A 10013-nucleotide genomic window follows, 5' to 3' on the forward strand; every position below is an offset into this window, starting at 1 on the left:
ATGATTTTAATTCCAGATGAGTTTGGAAGAGTCATACTAGAGACCTTTCAACCGACAGAAGCACAACGAAAGGAAGGAGTAGAAGTAGCAGAACTACCCAAACCAGAACACCGTGAAGGTAAAGAACCAGTTCTTTATATCAATGAACAAGGTCAACCATATTACAAATATGTCGAACGCCCTCTCAATGAAACTGAAAAACTCAATAAAGAAATTGATGCTTTGAAAGCCGACCTAGAGGCTAACCAACTCGACAATTTCGAGATGATGGCCACGATCTACGAAATGATTCTGGCCAACCAGGCACCACCTGAAGGAGGTGATCCAAATGGCACAGTCTAACCCACTTATTAAGGCGTATGTCGCTCTCGTCAAAAATGACCGTAGGAGTCTGACGGAGAGTGACACCGTTCCAATTGTTCCAGGCACAATCAGAGAAGAAGTAGCCGCACGAGTCAATGAATAGCTTTATCCAACGCCTAAAACTGGCGTATTTTTTATGCCTACTAATATTAAAAGGAGATGGTCAAATGTTTGTTGTTGTATACGCTACTCTTGTTATCGCAGGTCGTCGCACGTATGAGCAGGTTCCGGATGGTCTTAAAAATGCGGTTAAGACAGAGCTTAACAGCATGGGACTCGACGAAAACGGTCAGCCCGTGGATTAAGTGTAAAATAAAGGAAGGAATCCCTCTAACACTGTCGAATGTGCAGGAAAGGGGGAGTTCATATGATATTACGTGTCATAATGCCAGAGCATAATGACAATGGAAAAGTTTTGGAGTTGTTCGATGATATCGGAGCCAACCGTCTGCCTTGTGTTGGCGAGCATATCGTGATAAAAACGTATGTGAACGAAGAGTATGAACGTGCAGTTTTCAAAGTCAAAAACGTCTATCATGAGTACGAGCAATCAGCTTCAGAAGGCAGCTTGAATATGAAAAAAGTTGTCTATGTAGAAGTTGAGCCGAATTTCTCCCACTTCCGTTATTGGGAGCAAGAGCATAAAGAAATTCAGTCATAACTGTTAAGGCGCCTACGGGCGTCTTTTTTGTTGTCTCATATCTCAAAAACATTAATTCCTAAAGGGTGAACAAATTGACAGAACGGCATCAGGGGGCACAACCGCCCGACAATACAGAGAAGGAGGCGGTAGAAGTGGAGGAAGCGGCAATGAGAGATGTGATTAATAATCATGAGGAACGTCTTTCCGCGGTCGAACAAAATTACAGCGATCTCAGCGCATCGTTAGAGAAAGACCGTATGGAGCGTCAGACGAAGGATGCGGAAATGCAAAAACAGCTCTTGGAAGTCCAGACGACCGTTCTTAGTCAGGGAAATGAGTCACGGTCCATGATGCAGAAGTTACTGGACCACAACATGGCGAAAGATAAAACAGAATACGAAAATGAAATCTACCTTAAACGCCAACAAGAGAAGCGCCTTGAATACCGCCAAAAAGAGCTATGGAAGAATATCGGTAAGGTTACGGGGTGGGCTGTTGGTGGCTCTAGCTTTTTGTATTTGGTTTATGAATTTCTTACAAGGATGTGAGCAGCTTGTCATTTATTGAGGAACTAGCGCCATATGCAATCAAACACGGGAGGGCATCTAATGTCCTGCCGTCTCTTATTGTTGCCCAAGGGATCCTGGAGAGTGCTTGGGGCGAGTCAGTGCTTGCTGTACAGGCTAACAACCTATTCGGCATCAAAGTAGGTGCTGGGTGGGAGGGCGAGGTTCATCGCAAGCGCACAGCCGAGCATAAGGCAAACGGCGAGGTCTATTACATTTATGCGGATTTTAGAGCCTATCCAACACTTGAGGGCTGCGTGAAAGACCTCTGCCATAAATACACTCACGGCACTGGTTGGGAGTCACACAATCGCTATGCTGCAGTAATCGGAGAGAGGGGCTATAAGCGTGCGACTGCAGCAGTTAAGGCAGCTGGTTACGCCACTGACGTTGAGTATCCAACCAAATTAAATCGCATAATTGAGCAGTACGACCTTACACAATACGATGGGGAGCGTGACATGATGTACAAATTTGAGCGTATCAGTAACCTGACCGATGCCCGGACAACTCTTCCGCATCATAGTTGGGAGACTTATGACAACCACGGCATTGCCAGCAAGAAATACATTGCCATCCACCACAGTCTTACTAAAACCGGGAGCGCGAAGGCTTATGCAAAGTATCATGTGGAGTATCACGGCTGGCCAGCCATCGCTTATCATTTTGTGATTGAGCAAGATGGGGAGATTGTCTGGTGCCACGACCCTGGTATCCTTTCCTACCACGTTGGTGACAGCAATCTTCAATCGCTAGGCATCTGTTTGACAGGGGATTTCCGCACACAGGAGCCTACTGCTGCACAGGAGGCGTCACTTAGGTTGCTTGTGACTGCACTTAAACAAGATTTGCCGAATTACACGGACACACTAGGTCACAATGAGCTGCCAGGGTATTCGTGGAAACAGTGTCCGTGCTTTGATTTTAGGGCTGTGCTGGATCATAAGGTGTTGCCCATCAACGATATTTCGAATAAAGATGGCAACGAAATTGAATACTGGGCATCAATATTAGAAACCGAAAGCGGCACATGGGCGTACAAAAAGCTCTGTGCTTTTTTTAACGTCCAGGGGAGCAAAGAAATCAACACGAACCAGTTTGATTATTTGAAGAGTCTCATTGAAATCGGCGGTGGTGGCGCAAGATGGGCAGAGCAGTATATCGATGGTTATCTGAACGTCAACCAAGTCCAGTACCTCGCCAGTTTGATCAACAGCGACAACGCCGGTAAAAAATCATGGGCGCTCTCTGAGCTGCCTAAATACTTGTAGGAGTGATGAGAAATGAATGAAATCATGAATCAGTTCGTGGATTTTACAGGAGTCGAAGGGGCTTACATTGCTTTTGTTGCTCTGGCAGTGACGCTAGTTGTGCAAGGAATAAAGAAGAGCTTTCCTGTGCGGAAGAATTTGCTTCCAGTCATCGCATTGGGTGTCGGGTTAATCGTGGCTTTCCTATCGTTCCCCTTTACAGACCTTGAGCTTTCTGTGAGGTTGTGGGTCGGGGCTGTTGCAGGGTTTGCAGGCACAGGACTGTTCGAGACAATTAACAAGCGAGAAGGAACTACAAAGTAAAAATAAAAATGAGCGTTGACATCATTAAATTATATGATGTTAGCGCTCATTAGCTTAACTCTTACCCCCAAAGATAGTAGTAAATAGCTTATGGATGAGAAGCAGTATTAAGTAGAAAAAAGCAAAATTAAATAATAATCCTAAGATATTTAAAGATCGGTATTCGTAATCTGAACTTAAAATAAGCCAAGCTGCTGGAAACCCATAATCACGAGTAAATGTGTTGTATTGATTATCATTCATGTAGTAGCCTAAATCAGTAAATGAAGTACCAAACACAAGTAATATACTCACAATTATAAGAGTTAGTCGTTTGTTTTTTACTAATGTCATAGTTCCCTCCTGACATGGTTCTAAAGTGCTAAATATGGTATTTATTCCATTTTGGTCTTTAAATCTATTAACTCGTATTATACAATAAGGTTAACTTACTTGAAAGGTGATGATTCGAAAGATGAAGAAAATTATGTTGATTATGTTGTCAGTTGTTCTATCATTTGTCGCTTTTTCCCCTCTCGTAAATGTCGCTTCTGCGGATTCCTTAAATGCTCTAGAAATGCAAGCAGTTAAAGAATCTGCTGATAAGGTGGCAAAGAAATATGGTTTTGATGAAGTTGTTACAGGTGATGATCTACCAAACGATGTGAAATTATTGGAGTTTGATAGTTTTGAAGATTTGGAAGAATTTCTTGATGAACAGGCAAGTAAACCTCAAGCTGATATTGAAGTAAATAATGAATCGAAAAGTATTAGCGACTCTGTCCAACAAGATGTTTCAAATTCAAGTATCAGTCGTATAGATGATGATCACTTCCTTTTATTTGACGATGACGGTATTTTTAACCATCCTGCGAATACAGTATTAAGGGTTGATTTTGCATACACCACAAAAAATATGTATTCGAATGGTATCTGGTTTGATAGTATTACTGATATTGATGTTAACAGTCTTTCTCCAATATCTACTTGGGTTAATACTCTAAATCCACGTGCAAAAGTTTCAATAATAAATGGCCAGTATGCAACCTTTCGCATTAAAGGGTATCACCTATTAGGTGTCGCTGTAAAAGGCTTTGAATTGGGCTTTAAAGCTTTTAAAGATTATGATGAAACTGTTAGAGAAAAGTCTAATTAATATTTGATAAAAAGAAAAATAAAATACGAGTAGTATATTGGCTCCTGGAATTTCTAGGAGCCTTTTTGATTCTGTTTACACATCTTCGTGATTGAGATATTCAAATCTCCGTAAGATTACGGGGCGGTGCTATTCTGACATGCAGGGGTTGGGCTATTTTTTGAGGCAATTAAATAACAGAAGGTCTAACTAAATAAAAATAATCATAAAAAAAGCGCGGCTCACTCTCCCAAGTGTAGTTCGCGCTCTCTAATTAATTCTTTTAATTCCTCTAAATCCTCTATAGTAGCCATGTTCTTCACAAATCCTCTAGCAGAGGAGCGCGCTGCATACATTCAGACTCGTTGGAACAAGAAAGAAAAAGCAATAATGAGAGAGAGTATATTCTAAATGTTGTGCACTCTGATTATTCTTTTATTTAGAATGTTTTTGTTGAAAATGATCGAATTAAATGTTATTATTTGTCAGAATATAAGCTTTGGTATTAGGAGTGGCACTGTGAATAAAGACGATATACTTGAATACCTTAAGGGGAAAATACCTGATTACTCCAATCAACAAAGACAACACGCATTGCAATTTTCACTGTACGTTTATCCTTTTTTGATGAGAGGGGAGCAACACCCGTTTATAAGTAACCTGGTAAATGCTTTATTTGAGATTGAGGAGAAAATCCCAGGTTATTCTTCAAAAACAATAGATTGGATCAGTAAAATAAAGAAAAAGCACTTTGAACAAATGATTCAAATCTTAGGTGAGGTTGGAGTTTTAAGAAAATTCTCTTCAATCGCAAAAGAGCATTCTATTGAGTTAGAGCCAAGAAAAAATAAAGGTAAAAATCCAGAGTTTAGGGGTATTCTTCAGGAGAGGTACATTTCAATTGAAGTTAAAACAGCAAGTCTATTTGAATTTAATGACAATAGACAGACTGGTTTACAAATTACTTCTCATTTAGATTATAAGGATTATTCATCTGTGAAAAACCACGGGAAGATCATTAATCCATTATCTCTTAAAGTAAAAGACTATTTACACAGTGCAAATGAAAAATTTAAAGATCATAAGAAAAATAACGAATACGTTGATGATCTTTGTATTTTGTTTATAATATGGGACGACTATATCAATGAACCTTTAAGTGCCTTGATCAACCCAAATAGCGGGCTATTTACTAAAAAATCATTTTCCGCTGATTCTAATTTTGAAAATGTTGATGGTGTAATCATTATTAGAAACATACATCAGTTATTTAGGAATCTTAGATTCGGGGAAATAGTTGATTACGGTGTAAAAGGATGGTTTGATCCATTGAACTTTTCTAATCCGTCAGTTCCACCGATATTCGTTCAAAATCCTACCGGAAAGAGGATTAGCAAAAAGATTTTTGAGCGGTTTAACGCATTTGAAACTGATATATTTACTAAAATGCCAATAGCGGAATATAGACCAACAGATTTTGTAGATTGGAAAACCGGAATTTCAGTCTCGGGGCTGTATTCTGTTCCATCAGATTTGAGAGAAATAGTATTAGAATACTTTATAAGAAATAATAGTTCGCATTTATGGCGTTCATATAGCGACATTGCATTGTTTGGTAATATCGATGTCGAAAGAATATATGAAAGCGCTATTGAAAATAATGAAGATTCTCCTTTGGATTATGCACTTGAAACCATCAAAACCACACTAAGAATGCAACAGCAAATCCAAAGAGTAGCACTCGAGGAAAATGCAGTAGTTGATACTCGTAGAGTGAATTTAAATAATCAATTTAGATTGCACTATCATTTAAATAAAATGACTGGACCTAGTCAAGATTGCCCATGCAATTCTGGAGTGACATACAAAGAATGCTGCAGTAAAAAATTGAGACATTTTCACTACACGAATTATTCAGATATATAAGATCATCAGCCATTTTGGTTGGTGGTCTTATTTGATAAAGGTTGTTTAATGAAGTCTACCATTTCTGAGTAGTTTTTGATAAGAAATTCTTTATCTCCACGATAGGCCACCTAACCAAATATGAATTCACCATAAAATCACACCTTGTAACCGAACGCATATTCGCATATAATAAGAACAAACGTTCTCGGAGGGGATCAAATGCAAATAGGAGATAACGCGACTATCATTTACATGGCAGCAGACGGTTCCTTGTCCAAAAGGCGCATTAAAGTTCTGGCTCAGACTGAAACTCATATACGGGCACTTTGCTATGCTCGACAGCAACAGCGCACATTTAAAAAGGAATCTATATTAGGGAGTCAAAAGTCATATGCTTAGCGACCAAGAACGAAAGCTGAGAGTTATTTTACGAAATATGTTTCGGTATCACGATGTTGTACCAGCAGAACTCTTAGAGCCGAAAATGGGACAGTCTGTCGATGAATTAATTCCTTGGCTCGTTAGCCTAGAACAAGAAAAGAAGATATGCTGCAAATCACGAAATGGCGTGAAACTCATTTATAAGGTAAAAGAGAACCCACATAAAGAACCGGAAGCATGGTGGTGATTTTGTGCGGAGGGCCCCTTAAGCTATTAACACAATTGTTTGTCGATCAATACATATTTGTGTTACTATGACAATAGTTCTTTAACCCTTTCTGTTAATTCTTTTGTCAAAGGAGCATTTCATGGATTTCAAATTTAAAAGCAAAAAGATGAAAAAAATATGCTCGGATAAGAGTAAGATGGACAGGGAATGGGGAACATATAATGCTAAGAAGTTGCAGATAAGAATTAATCAAATTAAAGCTGCAGACTCTTTGGAAGTTTTATTTACTTTACCTGGAGCTAGGTGTCATCAGTTGAAAGGGAATCGAGATAATCAGTTCGCAGTAGATTTAAAACATCCATTTCGTTTAATTTTTGAGCCATATCACGATCCCGTACCTTTAAAAGAAGATGGGGGATTCGACACGGCTAAAATTACTGACATATTATTATTAGAGGTGAGGGATTACCATGATTGACGAAAAGGTGTACGATTGCGAAGCTGACTTTATTATCCCCCCTGGTGAAACATTGCTTGAGACCATCGAAGAATTAGATATAACCCAGGTGGAATTAGCAAAAAGAACAGGAAGACCGGTTAAAACGATAAATGAGATTATTAAAGGGAAGACAAAAATAACTCCAGATACAGCTCTTCAGTTTGAACGTGTACTAGGGGTCCCGGCTTCCTTGTGGAATAATTTAGAAAAAGATTACAGAGAATTGTTAGCGAAAGAGGAAGACAAAAAGAACCTAAAAAATTCGGTCGATTTTTTGGATGAATTTCCCATAAAAGAAATGATAAGAAATGGATGGATTAAACATAAAGAAAATGATTTTAACCAAGTAGAAGAGCTTTTTGAATTCTTTGGTGTTGCTTCAGTCACATCTTGGGAAAGCTTTTGGGAGCCTCAAGTTTCTTTCAGGAAATCAACCGCTTTAAAAGCTGATAAATACGCTGTTATTGCTTATTTGAGAAAAGCAGAGATAGAGGCACATAAAATTGATTGTTCTCCTTATAAATCCGGTGATTTCAGAAAAATAATTGAGCAAATAAGAGGGCTAACTAAAGAGAAAAATCCTGATATTTTCATACCGAAAATAGTTGAGAGTTGTGCATCAGCAGGCGTTGCAGTGGTGTTTTTGCCTGAATTGAAAGGAACTAGATTAAGTGGTGCTACAAAGTGGTTAAATAAAGATAAGGCCATGATAGTTCTTAGTGCACGTCACAAAACAAACGATCATCTTTGGTTTACATTTTTTCATGAAGCTGGCCATGTGTTGTTGCATAATAAAAAGAGTACTTTTGTAGAAGGTAATGCCAACTATGAGGATGACGAGAACGAACAGGAAGCAAATAAATTTTCAGCAGATATTTTAATTCCAGAGGATAAGTACGATAAATTTACGAATTCAAATACAACACTTAGTGCAGAAAAAGTAACTAAATTTGCGGATCAAATCGGAATTCACCCAGGAATAGTTGTTGGAAGGCTGCAAAGAGACAAGATCCTTCCTTATAGTCACTTGAACAAATTAAAAGAAAGATATGAATGGAAAAAATGAGTCTCGTTCGAAAGATCGGCACTCATTTTTTCGTGTTCAGGGGTCGGTATCATAGTTAGACAAGAGCAAGCGTTATAATGGTTGGCATCTTGCTCAAAAGAAATAATTTAAAGACCCCCAAATGGGAGCCTTTTTTGATGTTATGACCACGCATTGACCACAAATAGTTAATAACCCATTAGGTTCTATTTGATTAATGATCAACTTGACCGCCTTTAACGCGCTTCTTTAATTAGCTTAAATATCTTCATATATCCTATTTATCACACGGAACATATGAACGTAAGAAATACGGCTGCTAATTACTCATCACAACTCATATCTTCAGGGCGTTAAACCCTAAGGTACGAAGCTTCAATGTGATAATCAGTGTGATAATTTAAAATATCACATAAATATCACGAAAATCTCGAAAAAGAACGTATGTTTGCGAAAATCGAGAAATGAGAATAAGCATTAAATTGGGGCATTTTTTCCGGAGCGAAATGTAATGAATAACATCAAGACTCTTCTATTGTATGGGCGGCATGATGTAATAAAACACTAAGAAACCCTTGGTGTCCAAGGGTTTCAGTGTTTTTTCATCATCATACTCAAGGAAAGGGTCACATATAGGTCACGTTTTTCCTTGAAAAAGCTTAAACTGCTCTAATATAAAGAGGATGGCACCGAAGGTCTCACAACTTTTGGTGCCATATTTTTTTAGTTTTTTTAAGAGACGCAAATTGTGATTTTAATTGTTCGCAGACTGTTTAAAAAGTGAGAATAATTCTTACAGCCAAACTGACAAATGCAGAGATCATGGAATGCTTCAGGATCAATAAAAATGCGACAATAAACGCCTAATGCAATGACGAATAAGAATTAGGTCAAAACAACCTCTGCTCTCGGTACCGCTGTCATTGTAACACCTCTTTTTTTCGATAGTTGTAACTTCTAACTATTTATTCCTTCCCTTTCAGCGTAGCTAAAACACATCCCTCATTTTTAAAAGATCCCGATGCATTAGTTTCTTGTTGTATACGAACGTGGCTCCACAAGAGCTGTAGGTTTGATGTTTCGAGTACAGGAATATGTGTGCTATTCAAAAAAAGAAATGGACAACTAAAAAGAAGTGAACCGTAAATTGGTTCACTCTGTCATCTTATGGGCGAAAATATCCTCTTTTAAATTCATACCTTTCTAGTTCAATCTTCTGGTCTTGATTAATCGTAATAGTAGCATATATCTCTCCAAATGCCTCTTCCGGTATAGTAGTATTTTCGATTATAGTCTCTTTATTTGTTATAAGTTTTATGGGATCCAAGTCTTTGTTAAAAGAAAGAGAAATATCCTTTTGGATTTCTATATTCTCTTTTAAAGTTACTAAGATGCTACTACTTTTTTTGAAATCTGGATTTGCAGATTTGTAAAGTTTTAAATCTACCTCGTAGGTATTGTTTTCACCGAAAAGACCATTGTAATAGTATGTGTCAGAACCAAAAGGGATGCACGCAGTAAGAATTGACAGTGTCAAAAGAATAATAGATAATTTTGTTTTCACTCATGAACGCTCCTAAAAATCTATAAATTAGTTCACTAATGTTGCATAAATAATTTCATAAAATTCTGTTCTCTATTCATCGCGGGTAAAGCAAAAAAAGGAGAACCTGAACGAAAGGCGATCTGTC

General features: G+C 38.1%; 14 protein-coding genes. 12 read left to right on the plus strand and 2 right to left on the minus strand.

The window, feature by feature from the left end:
• The 7 genes from EV213_RS18225 to EV213_RS18245 all read left to right on the plus strand — a co-directional run bounded on the left by EV213_RS18225 (position 1) and on the right by EV213_RS18245 (position 3146).
• Positions 1–342, plus strand: a complete 342-nt coding sequence (locus EV213_RS18225) for a hypothetical protein (RefSeq protein WP_133582002.1) — start codon at positions 1–3, stop codon at positions 340–342.
• Positions 329–466 (plus strand): CD1375 family protein, encoded by a 138-nt coding sequence (locus tag EV213_RS20895; RefSeq protein WP_166639405.1) that lies wholly within the window; start codon positions 329–331, stop codon positions 464–466. Before EV213_RS18225 ends, EV213_RS20895 begins: the two co-directional genes overlap by 14 nt.
• Before the next feature lie 64 nt (positions 467–530).
• Positions 531–668, plus strand: coding sequence for a CD1375 family protein (locus EV213_RS20900; protein WP_166639406.1), 138 nt, complete (start codon positions 531–533; stop codon positions 666–668).
• A gap of 62 nt (positions 669–730) precedes the next feature.
• Positions 731–1024 carry a hypothetical protein gene (locus tag EV213_RS18230; RefSeq protein WP_133582003.1) on the plus strand — a complete coding sequence of 98 codons (294 nt, stop codon included), beginning with the start codon at positions 731–733 and terminating at the stop codon, positions 1022–1024.
• A gap of 74 nt (positions 1025–1098) precedes the next feature.
• On the plus strand, positions 1099–1554 hold the full coding sequence (locus EV213_RS18235; RefSeq protein WP_133582004.1) for a hypothetical protein: 456 nt from the start codon (positions 1099–1101) through the stop codon (positions 1552–1554).
• Between the two features lie 5 nt (positions 1555–1559).
• On the plus strand, positions 1560–2843 hold the full coding sequence (locus EV213_RS18240) for a glucosaminidase domain-containing protein (protein ID WP_133582005.1): 1284 nt from the start codon (positions 1560–1562) through the stop codon (positions 2841–2843).
• A 12-nt stretch (positions 2844–2855) separates the two neighbouring features.
• On the plus strand, positions 2856–3146 hold the full coding sequence (locus tag EV213_RS18245) for a holin (protein ID WP_243740262.1): 291 nt from the start codon (positions 2856–2858) through the stop codon (positions 3144–3146).
• A 54-nt stretch (positions 3147–3200) separates the two neighbouring features.
• Here the strand turns inward: EV213_RS18245 and EV213_RS18250 are convergent, their stop codons facing one another.
• A complete protein-coding gene (locus EV213_RS18250) occupies positions 3201–3479 on the minus strand; it encodes a hypothetical protein (RefSeq protein ID WP_133582006.1) in 279 nt (92 codons plus the stop codon).
• A 121-nt stretch (positions 3480–3600) separates the two neighbouring features.
• Here EV213_RS18250 and EV213_RS18255 point away from each other — a divergent pair, with 121 nt between their 5' ends.
• The 5 genes from EV213_RS18255 to EV213_RS18280 all read left to right on the plus strand — a co-directional run bounded on the left by EV213_RS18255 (position 3601) and on the right by EV213_RS18280 (position 8343).
• A complete protein-coding gene (locus tag EV213_RS18255) occupies positions 3601–4281 on the plus strand; it encodes a hypothetical protein (RefSeq protein ID WP_133582007.1) in 681 nt (226 codons plus the stop codon).
• A gap of 498 nt (positions 4282–4779) precedes the next feature.
• A complete protein-coding gene (locus EV213_RS18260; protein ID WP_133582008.1) occupies positions 4780–6186 on the plus strand; it encodes an SEC-C domain-containing protein in 1407 nt (468 codons plus the stop codon).
• Positions 6187–6559: 373 nt separating this feature from the next.
• Positions 6560–6796: a hypothetical protein gene (locus EV213_RS18270; RefSeq protein WP_133582010.1), complete on the plus strand. Its 237-nt coding sequence runs from the start codon at positions 6560–6562 to the stop codon at positions 6794–6796.
• A gap of 121 nt (positions 6797–6917) precedes the next feature.
• Positions 6918–7256 (plus strand): type II toxin-antitoxin system RelE/ParE family toxin, encoded by a 339-nt coding sequence (locus tag EV213_RS18275; RefSeq protein ID WP_133582011.1) that lies wholly within the window; start codon positions 6918–6920, stop codon positions 7254–7256.
• A complete protein-coding gene (locus EV213_RS18280) occupies positions 7249–8343 on the plus strand; it encodes a HigA family addiction module antitoxin (protein WP_133582012.1) in 1095 nt (364 codons plus the stop codon). Before EV213_RS18275 ends, EV213_RS18280 begins: the two co-directional genes overlap by 8 nt.
• 1144 nt (positions 8344–9487) lie before the next feature.
• On the opposite strand, the gene EV213_RS18285 is transcribed toward EV213_RS18280, so the two are convergent.
• Positions 9488–9886: a hypothetical protein gene (locus tag EV213_RS18285; RefSeq protein WP_133582013.1), complete on the minus strand. Its 399-nt coding sequence runs from the start codon at positions 9884–9886 to the stop codon at positions 9488–9490.
• Positions 9887–10013: the final 127 nt, after the last annotated feature.

Origin of the sequence: Aureibacillus halotolerans, from assembly GCF_004363045.1 — a bacterium.
Taxonomy (GTDB): domain Bacteria; phylum Bacillota; class Bacilli; order Bacillales; family DSM-28697; genus Aureibacillus; species Aureibacillus halotolerans.

Coding starts and splice junctions, on each gene's coding strand:
- EV213_RS18225 (WP_133582002.1), top strand. CDS start 1: ATGATTTTAATTCCAGATGAGTTTGGAAGAGTCATACTAGAGACCTTT.
- EV213_RS20895 (WP_166639405.1), top strand. CDS start 329: ATGGCACAGTCTAACCCACTTATTAAGGCGTATGTCGCTCTCGTCAAA.
- EV213_RS20900 (WP_166639406.1), top strand. CDS start 531: ATGTTTGTTGTTGTATACGCTACTCTTGTTATCGCAGGTCGTCGCACG.
- EV213_RS18230 (WP_133582003.1), top strand. CDS start 731: ATGATATTACGTGTCATAATGCCAGAGCATAATGACAATGGAAAAGTT.
- EV213_RS18245 (WP_243740262.1), top strand. CDS start 2,856: ATGAATGAAATCATGAATCAGTTCGTGGATTTTACAGGAGTCGAAGGG.
- EV213_RS18250 (WP_133582006.1), bottom strand. CDS start 3,479: ATGACATTAGTAAAAAACAAACGACTAACTCTTATAATTGTGAGTATA.
- EV213_RS18255 (WP_133582007.1), top strand. CDS start 3,601: ATGAAGAAAATTATGTTGATTATGTTGTCAGTTGTTCTATCATTTGTC.
- EV213_RS18270 (WP_133582010.1), top strand. CDS start 6,560: ATGCTTAGCGACCAAGAACGAAAGCTGAGAGTTATTTTACGAAATATG.
- EV213_RS18275 (WP_133582011.1), top strand. CDS start 6,918: ATGGATTTCAAATTTAAAAGCAAAAAGATGAAAAAAATATGCTCGGAT.
- EV213_RS18280 (WP_133582012.1), top strand. CDS start 7,249: ATGATTGACGAAAAGGTGTACGATTGCGAAGCTGACTTTATTATCCCC.